Origin of the sequence: Phaeospirillum tilakii, assembly GCF_042683125.1 — a bacterium.
In the GTDB taxonomy this organism is placed as follows: domain Bacteria; phylum Pseudomonadota; class Alphaproteobacteria; order Rhodospirillales; family Magnetospirillaceae; genus Phaeospirillum; species Phaeospirillum tilakii.
In genome coordinates, this window is record NZ_JBHUIY010000004.1 from 50,271 (window position 1) to 66,059 (window position 15,789).

The 15,789-nt window shown below is 69.3% G+C and carries 11 protein-coding genes; 1 reads left to right on the forward strand and 10 read right to left on the reverse strand.

Going from position 1 to position 15,789, the window contains the following annotated elements:
• Window positions 1-70 precede the first annotated feature (70 nt).
• The 4 genes from ACFSNB_RS03310 to uvrA form a co-directional block, all read right to left on the reverse strand.
• Window positions 71-838: a hypothetical protein gene (locus ACFSNB_RS03310; RefSeq protein WP_377314483.1), complete on the reverse strand. Its 768-nt coding sequence runs from the start codon at window positions 836-838 to the stop codon at window positions 71-73.
• Window positions 839-1,321: 483 nt separating this feature from the next.
• Entirely contained in the window at window positions 1,322-2,335 is a 1,014-nt protein-coding gene (hemB, locus tag ACFSNB_RS03315; RefSeq protein WP_377314484.1) for a porphobilinogen synthase, read from the reverse strand.
• A gap of 4 nt (window positions 2,336-2,339) precedes the next feature.
• Window positions 2,340-3,635 (reverse strand): O-acetylhomoserine aminocarboxypropyltransferase/cysteine synthase family protein, encoded by a 1,296-nt coding sequence (locus ACFSNB_RS03320; RefSeq protein WP_377314485.1) that lies wholly within the window; start codon window positions 3,633-3,635, stop codon window positions 2,340-2,342.
• A 324-nt stretch (window positions 3,636-3,959) separates the two neighbouring features.
• A complete protein-coding gene (gene uvrA, locus ACFSNB_RS03325; protein WP_377314486.1) occupies window positions 3,960-6,803 on the reverse strand; it encodes an excinuclease ABC subunit UvrA in 2,844 nt (947 codons plus the stop codon).
• Window positions 6,804-7,042: 239 nt separating this feature from the next.
• On the opposite strand from uvrA, the gene ACFSNB_RS03330 reads away from it, so the two are divergent.
• Window positions 7,043-10,210, forward strand: a complete 3,168-nt coding sequence (locus ACFSNB_RS03330) for an ATP-binding protein (RefSeq protein ID WP_377314488.1) — start codon at window positions 7,043-7,045, stop codon at window positions 10,208-10,210.
• Between the two features lie 100 nt (window positions 10,211-10,310).
• Here ACFSNB_RS03330 and ACFSNB_RS03335 read toward each other — a convergent pair whose 3' ends face one another.
• From ACFSNB_RS03335 to ACFSNB_RS03360, 6 genes are all read right to left on the reverse strand, one after another.
• Complete coding sequence (locus ACFSNB_RS03335) at window positions 10,311-10,760, reverse strand: helix-turn-helix domain-containing protein (RefSeq protein ID WP_377314489.1); 450 nt, start codon at window positions 10,758-10,760, stop codon at window positions 10,311-10,313.
• A gap of 144 nt (window positions 10,761-10,904) precedes the next feature.
• Window positions 10,905-11,594: a response regulator gene (locus ACFSNB_RS03340; protein ID WP_377314491.1), complete on the reverse strand. Its 690-nt coding sequence runs from the start codon at window positions 11,592-11,594 to the stop codon at window positions 10,905-10,907.
• 179 nt (window positions 11,595-11,773) lie between these two features.
• Entirely contained in the window at window positions 11,774-13,231 is a 1,458-nt protein-coding gene (locus tag ACFSNB_RS03345) for an NAD-dependent succinate-semialdehyde dehydrogenase (RefSeq protein WP_377314492.1), read from the reverse strand.
• A 25-nt stretch (window positions 13,232-13,256) separates the two neighbouring features.
• Window positions 13,257-13,808, reverse strand: a complete 552-nt coding sequence (locus ACFSNB_RS03350; RefSeq protein ID WP_377314494.1) for a hypothetical protein — start codon at window positions 13,806-13,808, stop codon at window positions 13,257-13,259.
• Window positions 13,809-13,962: 154 nt separating this feature from the next.
• Window positions 13,963-14,784, reverse strand: coding sequence for a sulfotransferase (locus ACFSNB_RS03355; protein WP_377314496.1), 822 nt, complete (start codon window positions 14,782-14,784; stop codon window positions 13,963-13,965).
• The gene (locus ACFSNB_RS03360; protein WP_377314497.1) at window positions 14,781-15,725 is read right to left on the reverse strand and encodes a glycosyltransferase; all 945 of its coding nucleotides are present in this window, start codon (window positions 15,723-15,725) and stop codon (window positions 14,781-14,783) included. The genes ACFSNB_RS03355 and ACFSNB_RS03360 overlap by 4 nt, the downstream gene beginning before the upstream one ends.
• Window positions 15,726-15,789: the final 64 nt, after the last annotated feature.

Below are 15,789 nucleotides of genomic sequence, written 5' to 3' on the forward strand. Positions count from 1 at the left end.
GCCATCGGGGTGGGCCTGTGTGGTCGGGTTCATGGACGGAGGCGCTGGCGGGGGGAGGGAGTGGGGGAGGTCAGGCCGAGAACCGTGCCGCGACCGCCTCGATTTCGGCCAGGACACCCCCATTGATGAAGGCATCGGGATGCGCCTGATCGACCTCCAGGGTCCAGGTGCCGGTTCTGTGGTCTGGGAAGGTGATGCTGATCTCGACATGGTGGACATAGGACACCGTGCCGAAAGTGTCGGAAAAGAAGGTGACGGTATATCGGAGCGCCAATCCCTTCCGCACGGCGGTTCTGACCAGCCGCTCGAACGGGATCATGGCGGTGTTGAGCGAATGCGGCCCCGCCATCAGATTGGCCGGAACATCGCCGCCCCCCAGGGAATGAGCAACCAGATGCAGCCATTCGGAATTCGCGATGCCGCTCAACAGCGCGGCGCTGCCGCCCATCACCCCCGCCAGACCGGGCCGGGGCGGGATATCCATCAGCGTTCGCGAATCGATCGTCGCTTCTTGCTGGGTAATCAGGCCGGTCAGCGGCCGGGGCCCTTCGGTCAGCATGGAACTGGCGGATTCGGTGACCGGCCCGAAGAACGGCGATACCCGCATCCGTGACGCATCCGACGGGGGCCGCCAGGCGACGCTCGACAGAATTCCGAGACGGTTCAGCTTGAGGGCCCGGTGGCGCCCCCGCACCGGAATGAGGGTGTTTTCCGAATTTCTGGTCAGCTCCAACGCATAGAAAGTCGCTTCCTCCGCGCTGACCTGGATGCCCCGCCGCCCGAGGATCCTGACCACCTTGTCTTCCAGCCGTTCCTCCGTATCGTCGGCCACGGCCATCCGTTGGATCGTCGCCGACGGAACCGTCAGCCCAGGCCTGACGGCGGAAGCGGGGGCTACCGCCGCCGGGGCATGAAACCGGTGCGGCGGCGGGGGCGGCGGTGCGGCGGCCGTTCTGGTCTGGAGGGCGGCGAGGGGGGCCGCGCCGAATTTGGTCGGCGGCGGCCGATGGTAGGCCAGGGTGGGGCCGGTGGTTTTGGGCTGGGCCGCGCCGTGGGGCCCGAATTTGGTGGGAGGTGGCAGGTGTTTCCGTGTCGTCATCTCGCCCCGGCGTGCGCTGTCGGCCTGTTCTTCCCTTCAGAATAGCACAGCCCAAAAGACGGGGCGCCATTCCCGCCTCGTTTTAAAAACAAAATTGGGTCGAGGGTTCGCCCCGGCCGGGTTCGAGGGTGGAGCGATACCAAATTATCGCGTGCAAACGAAAGGCCGCCGCCCCCCGGTCGGGGAGCGGCGGCCTCGTGTCGCGGCGCGTGCCGTTACGGCTCAGTGATGGCCGCGGGCGAGCAGGCGGGCGGCGTCGGGCGCGGTGTAGGTCAGGATCGCGTCGGCCCCGGCGCGCTTGAAGCCGATCAGGCTTTCCAGCACCACCTTGTCCCAGTCGAGCCAGCCATTGAGGGCGGCGGCCTTCAGCATGGCGTACTCGCCCGACACCTGATAGGCCAGGGTCGGCACGCCAAAGGCGTCCTTGACCCGGCGGATGATGTCGAGATAGGGCTGGCCGGGCTTGACCATCACCATGTCGGCGCCCTCGGACAGGTCGGCGGCGATTTCGCGCAGCGCCTCGTTCGAGTTGGCGGGGTCCATCTGATAGGTCTTCTTGTCGCCCTTCAGCGCCCCGCCCGAGCCGACCGCGTCGCGGAACGGACCGTAGAAGGCCGAGGCGTACTTGGCGGCGTAGGAGATGATGCGGGTGTCGATCAGCCCCTTCTCATCCAGCGCCTCGCGGATGGCGCGGATGCGGCCGTCCATCATGTCGGACGGCGCGACGGCGTCACAGCCGGCCTGGGCCTGGACCACCGCCATCTTGCGCAGGGCATCGACGGTCGGGTCGTTGATGACATAGCCATCGACCACCAGCCCGTCCTGACCGTTGCTGTTGAACGGATCGAGCGCGACGTCGCAGATCACGCCGAGATTCGGCAGCGCCTGCTTGATCGCGCGGACGGTGCGGCAGACCAGATTGTTGGGGTTGTAGGCTTCGCGCGCGTCCTCGGTCTTGAGCGAATCATCGACCGAGGGGAACAGGGCGATCGCCGGGATGCCGAGATCGGCGATGCGACGGCATTCCTCGACCAGCAGGTCGATCGAGAACCGGGCGACGCCCGGCATCGAGGGGATTTCCTGGCGGACGTTGCTGCCCTCGACCACGAACACCGGCAGAATCAGGTCATCGACCGACAGCTTGTGTTCGGAACAGAGCCGCCGGGACCAATCGTCCCGGCGGTTGCGGCGCAGTCGCGTCAGAGGAAATTCGACATGAGGAAGGATGGTGGACACGGGTTCAGATGGCCTCCAAAGCCTGCTTCAGATCGGCGAGGATGTCGTCGATATGTTCGATACCGATCGACAATCTCACATAGCCCGGCGTCACACCAGTCGCCAATTGCTCATCCCCCGAAAGCTGGGAATGGGTGGTGCTGGCGGGATGGATCGCCAGCGAACGGGCGTCGCCGATGTTGGCGACGTGATAGAACAGCTTCAGATTGTCGATGAAGTTGCGGCCGGCCAGCACACCGTCCTTCAGCTCGAAGCCGAGCAGGCCGCCATAGAAGCCGCCCTTCAGCACCGCGTCGGCGCGGCGGCGGGGCTCGCCGGTCTGGAGGCTGGGATGGATCACCCGGCTGACCTTGGGATGCGAGGCGAGATACTGGGCAACGGCGGTGGCGTTGCGGCTGTGCTCGCGGATCCGCAGCGGCAGGGTCTCCAGCCCCTGGATGGTCTGGAACGCCGCCAGCGGAGTCACCGCCGCGCCGATGTCGCGCAGCAGGATGACGCGGGCGCGCAGGATGTAGGCGATCGGGCCGAGCGGCTTGACCGCCTGGGTCCACACCGCGCCATGATAGGACGGATCGGGCTGGTTCAGCAGCGGGAAGCGGTCGGCGTGCTTCTCCCAATCGAACTTGCCGCTGTCGATGATCGCGCCGCCGATGGTGGTGCCGTGGCCGCCGATATACTTGGTGGTCGAATAGACCACGATGTGGGCGCCCTGCTCGAACGGCTTGGCGATCACCGGGGCGGCGGTGTTGTCAACGATCAGCGGCACCCCCAGCTTGTCACCCAGCGCCGCGACCTCGGCGATCGGGAACACGTTGAGCTTGGGGTTGGGCAGGGTCTCGGCATACCACGCCCGGGTCTTCGAGTCGGTGGCGCGGGCGAAGGCCTCGGGGTCGGTCGGATCGACGAAGCGGGCCTCGATGCCGAACTGCTTGAAGGTGTTGGCGAACAGGTTCCAGGTGCCGCCATACAGATCGGTCGAGGTGACGAAATTGTCTCCGGCCTGGGCGACGTTGAGGATCGAGAAGGTGCTGGCCGCCTGACCCGACGACACCGCCAACGCCGCCACGCCGCCTTCCAGCGCGGCCAGACGCTGCTCCAGCACGTCGGTGGTCGGGTTCATGATGCGGGTGTAGATGTTGCCCAGCTCCTTCAGCCCGAACAGATTGGCGGCGTGCTCGGCATTGTGGAACTGGTACGAGGTGGTCTGATGAATCGGGACCGCGACGGAGCCGGTGGTGGGGTCGGCACGATAGCCGGCATGCAGGACGATGGTTTCCGGATTGCTGCTTTTGACGGACATCTGCCTCGGGCTCCTTGCTCCGCAAAGGGGATGGCGGGAATTTCACACCAAACCGAGTCGGTGTCAATAGGATAAGTCTACGCATGTGGTAGATTTATGACGCGCGGAGGTGGAGAAGGGCAGGGAGGTGCCCGCGCGCCCCGGGGCGATGTGATGTGGGCTCCGCCCACACCCGCCAAGGGCCGCAAGGCCCTTGGAACCCATTGGTGGTCGGGCGCGGACCGGCCTTTCAGCTTGGGCGCGGATGTTTGCCGCGCGAAGGGCAAGGAAAGGGATCCAAGGGCCTTGCGGCCCTTGGCGGGTGCGGGCAGAGCCCGCGTCTTTTTACTTCTTCGGGTGATGCCGGGCCAGGACCGGGCCGAGATAGCGCCCGGTATGGGACTCGGGATTCTCGGCGACCTGTTCCGGGGTGCCTTCGGCGACGATGCGGCCGCCGCCGTCGCCGCCTTCGGGGCCGAGATCGACGATCCAGTCGGCGGTCTTGATCACCTCCAGATTATGCTCGATCACGACGATGGTGTTGCCGGCCTCGACCAGGGCCTGGAGCACTTCGAGCAGCTTGCGGACATCCTCGAAATGCAGCCCGGTGGTCGGTTCGTCGAGGATGTAGAGGGTCCGCCCGGTGGCGCGGCGGGCCAGTTCCTTGGCCAGCTTGACCCGCTGGGCCTCGCCGCCGGACAGGGTGGTGGCCTGCTGGCCGAGGCGGATGTAGCCGAGCCCGACCCGTTGCAGCGTTACCATCCGGTCGCGGATCGCCGGCACCGCCTCGAAGAAGGTGGCCGCTTCCTCGACCGTCATATCAAGAACGTCGGCGATGGTCTTGCCCTTGAAGGATATTTCCAGGGTTTCGCGGTTGTAGCGTTTGCCCTTGCAGACATCACATTGCACGTAAACATCGGGCAGGAAGTGCATCTCGATCTTGATGACGCCGTCGCCCTGGCAGGCCTCGCAGCGGCCGCCCTTGACGTTGAACGAGAAGCGGCCGGGCTTGTAGCCGCGGGCGCGGGCCTCGGGCAGTTCGGCGAACCAGTCGCGAATCGGGGTGAAGGCTCCGGCGTAAGTGGCTGGATTCGAACGCGGGGTCCGGCCGATCGGGCTCTGGTCGATGTCGATGATCTTGTCGAGATGCTCGACCCCCTCGATGCGGTCGAACGGGGCCGGCTGTTCGCGCGCGCCCATCAGGCGGCGGGCCAGCGCCTTGTAGAGGGTTTCGATCACCAGGGTCGATTTGCCGCCGCCCGACACGCCGGTGACGCAGGTCAGGGTGCCGAGCGGGATCGACAGGGTGACGTCCTTGAGGTTGTTGCCGCGCGCGCCGATCAAGGCGAGGCGGGCGCCGCTGCCGGGGCGGCGGATGGGGGGCAACGGCACCTGCCGCCGGCCGGTCAGATAGGCCCCGGTCAGGCTGTCGGGATGGTCCATCACCTCGGCGGGGGTGCCCTCGGCGACCACCCGGCCGCCATGGACCCCGGCGCCCGGCCCCATGTCGATCAGATGGTCGGCGGTGCGGATGGCGTCCTCGTCATGCTCGACCACGATCACGGTGTTGCCGAGGTCGCGCAGCCGCTTGAGGGTGGCGAGCAGGCGGTCGTTGTCGCGCTGGTGCAGCCCGATCGACGGCTCGTCGAGCACGTACAGCACCCCGGTCAGGCCGGAGCCGATCTGGCTGGCGAGGCGGATGCGCTGGCTTTCGCCGCCCGACAGCGAGCCCGAGCCGCGCGCCAGCGTCAGGTAATCGAGCCCGACATCGACCAGGAAGCCGAGCCGGTCGTTGATCTCGCGCAGGATGCGGCGGGCGATCTCGCGGTCCTTGGGGCGCAGCGCCTGTTCCAGCCCGCCGAACCAGTCGCGCGCGGCCAGGATCGACATCTCGGCCGACTGGCTGATGGTCAGGCCCTGGATCTTGACCGCCAGCGCCTCGGGCTTGAGGCGGGCGCCGCCGCAGGCCTCGCACGGGGCGCTGGACTGGAACCGGGCCAGTTCCTCGCGCATCCAGGCCGAATCCGTCTCGCGGTAGCGGCGGGCGAGGTTGGGGATCACCCCCTCGAACGCCTTGCGGGTATGGATGTCGCGGAAGCCGTCCTCGTAATCGATGCTGATTTCCTCGCGGCCCGAACCGTGCAGGATCACCGCCTTGGCCGGCTCGGGCAGGCTGGCCCACGGCGCGTCGAGGCTGAAGCGGTAATGGGTGGCGAGGCCGAGCAGGGTCTGTTGGTAATAGCGCGCGGTCGGCCCGGCGGCCCAGGGGGCGATCGCCCCCTCGCGCAGCGACAGATCGGGGTTGGGCACCACCAGCTCGGGATCGAAATAGAGCCGCACCCCGAGCCCGTCGCAGGAGGGGCAGGCGCCGAACGGGTTGTTGAACGAGAACAGCCGGGGCTCGATCTCCTCGATGGTGAAGCCGGACACCGGGCAGGCGAACTTGGCGGAGAAGGTGGTGCGCTCGCCGGTCTCGGCGTTTTCGGCCAAGCACAGCCCGTCCGACAGCGCCAGCGCGGTTTCGAGCGAATCCGCCAGCCGGTTGCCCATCCCCGGCCGCACCACCAGCCGATCGACCACCACCTCGATGTCGTGCTTCTTCTTCTTGTCGAGCGCCGGCACCGCGTCGATCTCGTACAGCGTGCCATCGACCTTGACCCGCTGGAAGCCGCGCTTCTGGAGGTCTTGCAGGTCCTTGCGGTATTCGCCCTTGCGGCCGCGCACCACCGGGGCCAGCAGATAGAGCCGGGTGCCCTCGTCCATCGCCTCGACCCGATCGACCATCTGGCTGACGGTCTGGCTTTCGATCGGCAGGCCGGTGGCGGGCGAGTGCGGCACGCCGACCCGGGCCCACAACAGGCGCATGTAATCGTAGATCTCGGTGACGGTGCCGACGGTCGAGCGCGGGTTGCGCGACGTCGTTTTCTGCTCGATCGAGATCGCCGGGCTGAGGCCCTCGATGCTCTCGACGTCGGGCTTCTGCATCAGTTCGAGGAACTGGCGGGCATAGGCCGACAGCGATTCGACGTAGCGGCGCTGGCCCTCGGCATAGATGGTGTCGAACGCCAGCGAGGATTTGCCCGAGCCCGACAGGCCGGTGATCACCACCAGCCGGTCGCGCGGGATATCGATGTCGATGGTCTGGAGATTGTGTTCGCGCGCGCCGCGCACCCGGATGAAGCCGCTCATCGCCGATGAATGCCGTTCAGGTTATGTTCCGGGCGACGATCCTAGAGGATTTCCCACAGGCGGAAAAGGATATTCCGCTCCAAAAAACATTATAAAAAATTGATTTGAAAGGAGAGTTTTTTAAGACGCGCCGGGGCTGGGAAAAAGCGCGCGCAACGCCCATTTGCCGGGAATCGGGTGGTGGAAACCGGGCCGGCGGCGGCGCGGCGCTCCCCCCGTCGCATCGGGAGTGCCTCGGGATGGAAGCTGCCTCGACTTCACCCGCCACCAGAACCGGCCCCAGCCCGCTCGGGCTGATGCGGATGCTGGAAGGCTGTCCGCTGGCGGTGCTGGTGTTCGACGGCGACGGGCAGGTGATGTACGGCAACCCCCAGGCGGAGCGGCTGTTCGGCCTGCCGCGCGCGCTGCTGCTCGACAGCGCGGTGGCGGTGCTCTACGCCCATCCCGACCACCACGCCCGGCTGCTCGGGATCTACGAGCGCAAGGGGGCGGTGCGCGAGGTCGAGCTGCGGATGCGGCGGATGTCCGGCACCGATTTCTGGGCGCTGATGACCTGGGACCAGACCCGCTTCAACGGGGTCGAGGCCACCATCGCCTGGATCCAGGACCTCAGCGGCCAGAAGCTCGACCGCGAGCGGATCGAATGCCTGTTCAACGGCGCGCCGCTGCCGATGCTGCTTTATCGCCATGCCACCGGCGAGACCATCCTGGCCAACGGCCGCGCCGCCGAGCTGTTCGACGTCGGCGGGCGCGCCGGCCGGTTCAACCGGCTGATCGGGGCGGAAACCTACCGCGATTTCAGCGCCCGGCTCAGCGAGGGCGGCTATCTCGAGGATTACGAACTGCGCATCACCACCGCCTACGGCGAATTGCTGCCGGTGGCGCTGTCGGGCCAGATCGTCACCCTGGCCGAGGAACGCTGCGTCCTGGTCGGCATTTCCGACATCACCGACCGCAAGCAGGCCGAGGAGATGCTGCGCCGCTTCTTCGAGGGGGCGCCGCTGGCGATGCTGCTGGTCGATGCCGACAGCGGCCGGGTGATCCGGGTCAACCGGCGCGGCTCGGAACTGGTCGAGGGCGCCCCGGGCGGCGAGAAGCTGTTCGACGATTACATCGGCACCGCCGCCGGCGATGCCTTCCGCGACCAGCTCCGCAACGGCGGCTTCGTCGATAATTTCGAAACCCAGTTCACCACCGATTACGGCGAGATCTTCTGGGCCCGGCTGTCCGGTCAGGTGATCCATGTCGAGGAGCGCAACCGCATCCTGATCGGCCTCAACGACATCACCGAGAGCAAGCACACCGAGGCCGAACTGAAGAAGGCCAAGGAGGAGGCGGAGCGGGCCAATCAGGCCAAGTCGATGTTCCTCGCCACGATGAGCCACGAGATCCGCACCCCGATGAACGGGGTGCTCGGGATGCTCGACGTGCTGCACACCACCCCGCTCGACGGCGAGCAGCGCGAGGTGGTGGGGGTGATCCGCAATTCGGCCCAGTCGCTGCTGGCGATCATCGACGACATCCTCGATCTGTCGAAGATCGAGGCGGGGCGGCTCGACCTGGAGACCATCCCGCTGACCCTCGGCGAGATGATCGAATGCACGGTCGAGATGCTGGCCCACCGCGCCCGCGACCGCCGGCTGGAACTGGCCTGGCACATCGACCCGACCCTGCCGGAAAGCTGCCTGGGCGACCCGGTGCGGCTGCGCCAGATCCTGATCAACCTGATCGGCAACGCCATCAAGTTCACCGAGCAGGGCTCGGTCAGCCTGGAAGTGACGCTGGCCGAGCGGTTTGACCAGTGGGTGGCGGTGCGGTTCGCGGTGACCGATACCGGCATCGGCCTCAGCGAGGAGCAGCGCCAGCGGCTGTTCACCCCGTTCACCCAGGCCGACGCCTCGACCACCCGGCGCTTTGGCGGGACCGGGCTCGGCCTGTCGATCTGCCGCCGGCTGGTCGAGATGATGGGCGGCGGCATCGACGTCGACAGCGTCGAGGGGCAGGGCTCGACCTTCTGGTTCACCGCCCCGCTGCGGCTGCTGCCGGAGGAGCTGCCGCCACGGCGGCGCGACTGCGCCGGCCTGACCGTGCTGGTGGTGGATGACCAGCCCACCGCCCGCCGCTGCGTCGCCGACATCCTGGCCCGCCACGGCGCCCAGGTGGTGGCGGCGGCCGATGCCGACCAGGCCGTCGCCGCCCTGGCCGAATCCGGCCTGCGGCCCAACCTGCTGCTGATCGACGACGGGCCGGAGATCGAGGCGGCGCTCGACCGGCTGGGCGTCGCCCCCGCCGCCACCCTGATCACCACCCCCGGCCGGCCCGAGGCGCTGGCCCCGCTGCGGGCGGCGCGCGGGCTGGGGGCGGTGCTGGCCAAGCCGCTGCGCAGCGGCTCGCTGATCCGCGCCGTCGCCGTTGCCACCGGGCGCCAGCCGGGGGCGGCCGGCGAAGCCGCCGCCACCGCCGAGGCCGCGCCGCCGCCGCGCCCGCTGCTGACCCGCGAGCAGGCGCTGGCCGCCGGCCGGCTGATCCTGGTGGCCGAGGACAATCCCACCAACCGGCTGGTGATCGGCAAGCAGCTCGACCGGCTCGGCCATCGCTTCGACATCGTCGAGGAGGGCGAGGCGGCGTGGAAGGCGCTGCACGAGGTGTCCTACGGCCTGCTGCTGACCGATTGCTTCATGCCGGTGCTCGATGGCTACGACCTGACGATGCGGATCCGCGCCGCCGAGGCGGACAGCGGCGGCCGCCGCCTGCCGATCCTCGCCCTGACCGCCAACGCTTTGCCGGGCGACGCCGAAACCTGCCGCCGCGCCGGGATGGACGATTATCTCAGCAAGCCGGTGGCGATCGACAAGCTGGCGGCGATGCTCGACCGCCACCTGCCGTCGCCGCCGGCCGACGCCGACGCCGCCCCGCCCGAACCCGAGCCGGCGCCCGAGCCGGCGCCCGAGCCGGCGCCCGAGCCGGCGCCCGAGCCGGCGCCCGAGCCCGCGCCCGAGCCCGCGCCTGAACCCGCGCCTGAACCCGAACCCGCGCCGGCGGCCGAGGTCCCGCCCCCGGCCGCCGCGCCGGCCGTGCCGCTCGACCTCGCCGCGCTGGCCGGGCTGCTGGGCGACGACGATCCCTCGCTGCTGGCCGAGGTGGTGGGATTCTTCGTCGAGGCCTATCCCGCCAGCGGCGACGCCCTGGCGATCGCGCTGGCCGCCGGCGACCGCGCCGCGATCCGCTTCGCCGCCCACGCCGGCAAGGGCGCCGCCCGCAACGCCTGCGCCCCCGCCCTGGCCGCGCTGCTGATGGACATCGAACAGGGCGCGGCCGAAACTCCGTTCGAGCAGCTCGCCGCCTGGGAACATCAGGCCGCCGCCGAGTTCGAGGCGATCAAGGCGTTTGCGGCGACGCTCGGGTGAGAGAAGAGGGTCGCCTCGGCCAGCGACAGCAGAAAATCCCGCATGCCGCCCCGGAACAGCACGCAGGCATCGAGAACGGCGGTTTCCATTCAGAGGGGCATCACCCTTCACGCGTTTGGGTTTCGGCCGCCAGCGCGTCCAACGCCGCCCGCCGTCGCGGCTCCTGCTCGCGCTTGTAGGCGATGACGGCCTCGTAGGGGAGGCGATGATGCGCGCCGACCTTGCGAAACGGCAGGATCCCCTGGTTCAGCAGGTTCATCAGATAAGGCCGCGATACCTTGAGGAGGTCCGCCGCTTCCTGCGCGGACATCTCCCGATCAACGGCGACGACATCGACCGGGTGCCCGCCCGCCATCAGACCGGCCGCCTTGGCCAGCAGGGAAACGGTGGCGAGCGGAATCGCCAACTTCTGACCGTTGACGGTGATCGTCGCCTCCAGCCGGGGCGGCGCCAACGCGAACAGCCCGGCCAACGTATGGCTCAGAGTGTGAGCCATGGCGGTTTCGCCTTCATTTTCAGTCATGAAGGGCGTGTCGCCGGGCGAACGCATGGTGGGTGCTCCGTTAAGGATCGCATCTGAAATATATGGTTCAAATGCAATAACTGCAACGGCATCGTCTTGGGGGGGGCTTGTGCCCCCCTGGCGCGGGCGCTGCCCGCACCCGCCAAGGGCCATGGGCCCTTGGATCCCGGCTTACTGGGTCTGGATATGGACCGGTTCGACCGGCAGGCCCATCGCCTTGAGGTCGGCGAGGCGGTCGAGCAGGGCGCGGCCGAGGCGGCGGCCGGCGGGGACCACGTCGGTGCCGTCGGGGAAGCGGATCGGCGCCGCCAGGATCGAATCCTCCGGCACCTCGGCCAGGGGCAGGCTGATCGACGGGCCGGAGTCCGCGTCGGGGACCGGGGCGGCGGCGGGGCTGTCGCCTTCGCGCCAATGGACCAGCATGTCCTCGCGCGGGTTGATCAGGGCGTAGGCCTCGATCGGCTTGATGCTGCGCGGCGCCGCCAGCACCCGGGCGATCTTGTCGCGCAGGGTGCCCTTGGCGATCGGCTTGGCGAGGAAGGCGTCGGCGTCGAGCGCCAGCGCCATCCCGATCAGGGCGCGGTCGGCATGGCCGGTCAGCAGCATCACCGGCAGGTCGCGTCGCACCCCGTCCACCCCCAGCCGGATCGCCTTCAGCAATTGCAGACCGTTGATCCCCGGCATGTTGAAGTCGGAAATCAGCATCTTGATCCGGTTGGCGGTCGGCCCGGTCAGCTCGATCAGCGCCTCGGCGCTGCTGGCGACCGCCGTCACCCCGTCCGGCCAGTCCTCGCGCAGCATGCTGGCCACCATCCGGCGGCTGAAGGCTTCGTCGTCGGCGATCAATATCCGATCCGCCATGGATCATCTCCGGTCGGTTGATGGGGAGGGGATTCCTCCTTCTATCACATTCCGCCAGTCCCATGCCACAGGCATAGCAAAACCACGACTATGGATATATAAGAAAAAAGAGGGGGGTCCGGGGCCTCGCCCCGGCCGGGTGCGGGCGGGAGCCCGCCGACCGGCGCGGTCCGGGGGGCTCAGAGCCCGCCGAGACTGAGATATTTGATTTCGAGGAATTCCTCGATGCCGTGGCGCGAGCCCTCGCGGCCGAGGCCGGATTGTTTCATGCCGCCGAACGGGGCGACCTCGGTGGAGATGGCGGTATCGTTGATGCCGATGATGCCGTATTCGAGCGCGCGGGAGACGCGGGCGACCCGGCCGACGTCGCGGCTGAAGAAATAGGCGGCCAGCCCGTATTCGGTGTCGTTGGCGAGACGGACGGCTTCGGCCTCGCCGCCGAATCGCAGCAGCGGCGCGACCGGGCCGAAGATTTCCTCGCGGGTGATCGCCATCGCGGCGGTGACGCGGTCGAGCACGGTCGGCTCGAAGAAGGTGCCGCCGCGCGGGTGACGGCGGCCGCCGGTCAGCACCCGGGCGCCGCGTTCGACCGCGTCGGACAGCAGGCGTTCGACCTTGGCGACGGCGGCGGCGGAGATCAGCGGCCCCTGCTGGCTGGCGGGGTCGCTGGCCGGCCCGACCCGCAGCGCGGCGGCGGCGGCGGCGAAGCGGGCGGCGAAGGCATCGTGGATGCCGTCCTGGACCAGGATGCGGTTGGCGCAGACGCAGGTCTGGCCGGAATTGCGGAACTTGCAGGCGAGGGCGCCGGCCACCGCCTGATCGAGGTCGGCGTCGTCGAACACGATCAGCGGGGCGTTGCCGCCCAACTCCAGGCTGAGCCGCTTGACGGTGTCGGCCGAGGCCCGCATCAGCAGCCGGCCGGTGGCGGTCGAGCCGGTGAAGCTGAGCTTGCGCACCACCGGGCTGGCGGTCAGTTCGGCGCCGATCGCGGCGGGGTCGGCGGTGGTGACGATGTTGAGCACCCCGGGCGGCAGGCCGGCGCGTTCGGCCAGCACCGCCAGCGCCAGCGCCGACAGCGGCGTCGCCTCGGCCGGCTTCAGCACCACGGTGCAGCCGGCGGCCAGGGCCGGGGCGCATTTGCGGGTGATCATCGCGCTGGGGAAGTTCCACGGCGTGATGGCGGCGACCACCCCGACCGGCTGCTTGGTGACGAGGAGGCGCTTGCCGGCGGCGGGTTCGGGGATCACCTCGCCATAGACGCGGCGGCCTTCCTCGGCGAACCAGTCGAAAAAGCTGGCGCCGTAGGCGATCTCGCCGCGCGCCTCGGCCTGCGGCTTGCCCTGCTCGGCGCTGAGCAGGCGAGCGAGGTCGTCCTGGTGTTCGAGGATCAGTTCGGCCCAGCGGCGCAGGATGCGGCCGCGTTCGGCGGCGGTGCGGGCGGCCCAGGCGGGGAAGGCGCGTTCGGCGGCGGCGATGGCGCGGCGGGCGTCCTCGGGCCCGAGGGCGGGAACGGTGGCGATCTCGCGCCCGTCGGCGGGGTCGATCACCGCCAGGGTGGCGCCGGAGGCGGCGCCGCCCCATTGGCCGTCGATCAGGGTTTCGCGGCGCAGCAGGGACGGGTCGGCAAGGTCGGGCATCGGGCGGGCTCCGGAATCACGGGCCTCACCGGCCGCGCGGCCGGTTGAGATCGAGCAGACCGAAGGTATCCGTTTCGAGCGTCGCCAGCACGCTGATTCGTGACGACAGATCGTCGAGATAGCCGGGTTCCAGCCCTTCGACCGGCTCGGTGCCCATCGCCTCGAGGGTGGCGCGGACCTCGGAGAAGGCCTGCTCCAGCCGGCGGGCGAGGCCGAGCCGGCACAGGCCGGAGGACAGGGTTTCCGCCACCACCCGGTCGATCTGGCGCACCCGGTCCGCCATCTGGCCGAGATGCAGTTCGACCCAGCGGCCGCGCACCTGATCGAGCACCTGATTGAAGCGGGCGCGCAGGCTGGCCTCGCCGCTCTGGTCGATTTCGCCCATCGCCAGCGAGATCAGGTTGCACAGCCGGATGGTGGCGTCGTTGAGGTCGTCGCCGATCCGGCGGCGTTCCCCCGCCGGCAGGCTGGTTTCGCCCAGGGCGCCGCGCAGCCGCTCCATCTCCGCCGCGACCTCGCGGGCGGACTGGAGATATTGCAGCGCCTTCTGCGCCTTCCGTTCGGCGGTGGTGGACATCGGTGGTTAACTCCCTTGATACGGGCGAGGCACGCCATACTGACGCATTACCCGAGGGATTAAAATACCTAGTGATGGAAACGCCGACTGTTGCGGACGCCATAGACCGCGTCGAGTTTTTGCCCGTCTCGGTGGTCGAGCGCCCCGGCCCGGTTCACAACCGGCGGTGCAGGGCGGCGGCGAAGCCGGGATAGAACGCCTCGCAGGTCGGGGCGATCGGCAGCAGGGCGGCGGCGAGCGGGCGCAGATCGACCGAGGGATAGCGGCGGGCGGGATCGAGCGGGGCGAGGGTCCGCCCCACCGCCGGTGGCCGCACGCCGAAGCGGGCCAGCGCCGCCGCCGGGTCGGTGGTCAGATCCTCGTAGCGCAGGATCCGCTCCGGCCCGAGCAGGGCGCGATAGCGCCGCAGCAGCCAGTCGAGCAGGGCGACCTGGCGGGCCAGCGGCCGGTCGATCCCGGCCAGCAGGGCGGCCAGTTCCGGGTTGAAGGCCTCGGCGGCGGGGAGGTGGCCGGTGCCGACCGGAAAATCGACCGTCTGCCACGAGGCCAGCACCGCCAGCGGGTCGCGCACCAGGGCCAGCAGCGGAAGGCGCGGCGCCAGCAGGTCGAGCAGGGCGCTGAACTCGCCCGGATGCTTGACGATCAGGGTGAAATCGGCCGAAAGCGGCTGGGCGAAGCGCACCAGCCCGCGTTCCGCCCGCGACGGGCGGCGGCCGGGGGCGGCGGTGGGCTCGGCCGCCCAATTGTCGGGGATGATGCCGCCGACATGCAGCGACGGGGCCTGGCCCTCCTCGCGCAATTGCCGGCGGGCGGCGGCGAGGAAGGCCTCGATCTCGGCGACGGCGCGGGCGCGGTCGCCGTGCCGTTCCAGCCGCAGCGGCTCGGCCAGGGCGACGGTGTCGGGGCAGGCGTTGAGCAGGGCGCAGGCCAGGGTGGTGCCCGAGCGCGGCAGCCCGGTCAGCAGCAGGGTGGTCACCGCCGCCCTCCCAGCAGGCGTTCGAACTGCGCGCCCCAGGCGGCGCGGAAATGCGCCGGGGTGAAGCGGTCGGCCAGGGCGGTGGCGCGGCCCCGCTCGGCCAGGGTCCGGGCCCGCTCCGGCTGGTCGAGCAGGTCGAGCAGGCGGTCGGCCAGCGCCTCCAGCCGTGGCCAGGGGACGCTTTCGCAATTGTCGCCGGGGCGGAGATAGTCGCGCCCGCCGAAGGCGTCGAAGCCGATCACGGTGGTGCCCATCGCCATTGCCTCGAGCGGGATCAGGCCGAAACCCTCGGCCGGGCACAGCGACAGCAGGTGGCGCGCCTGCCCCAGCCGGGCGGCGAAGTCCGGCTGGCGGATCTTGCCCTGCGGCAGCGGTTCCAGCACCAGACCGGGCCGGCGGCGGGCGACCAACTGGCGGAACCGTTCCAGCAGCAGCGTTTGGCGCTGCCCGTGGCCCTTGTTGTGCAGCAGCACGCCGCCCTCCGGCCGGTCCGGCCAGGGTGGCGGGGTGGGGAAGCTGTCGGGGCGGATGAAGGGGGGAATGACTTCGCTGTCGATGCCGTAGAGATTGCGGATGAAGTCGTGGACGACCCGGCTGACGCTGACATAGAGGTCGAAATGGCCGTCGAGCAGGTCGAAGGTGGTGAAGCCCTGGACGTACATCACCTTGCGCCCGGCGCAGCGCAGCCCGAGGCAATGGGCCGAGAAGGACGGATTGGCGATCAGCACGTCCTCATCGCGGATGGTGGCGGGCAGGGCGTCGAGGTCGATCGACGGGAACACCGGGTCGTAGGCGAAGATGCCGTGGTCGGGCGATTCTCCGCCCACCCGCACCGCCCAGCCCTCCAGCCCGAAATCCTGCTGGAGGATGCGGCCGAGGTGATAGGCCATCAGGGTGCCGCCATTGGGAATGTAGGCGCCGACCACGAAGACCCGCGCCATCGCTAGCCCCGCCCCGGTCGCGTCGGGGCCGGTTTCCTCGCCGTTGGGGCGCTCATCGTCGCCC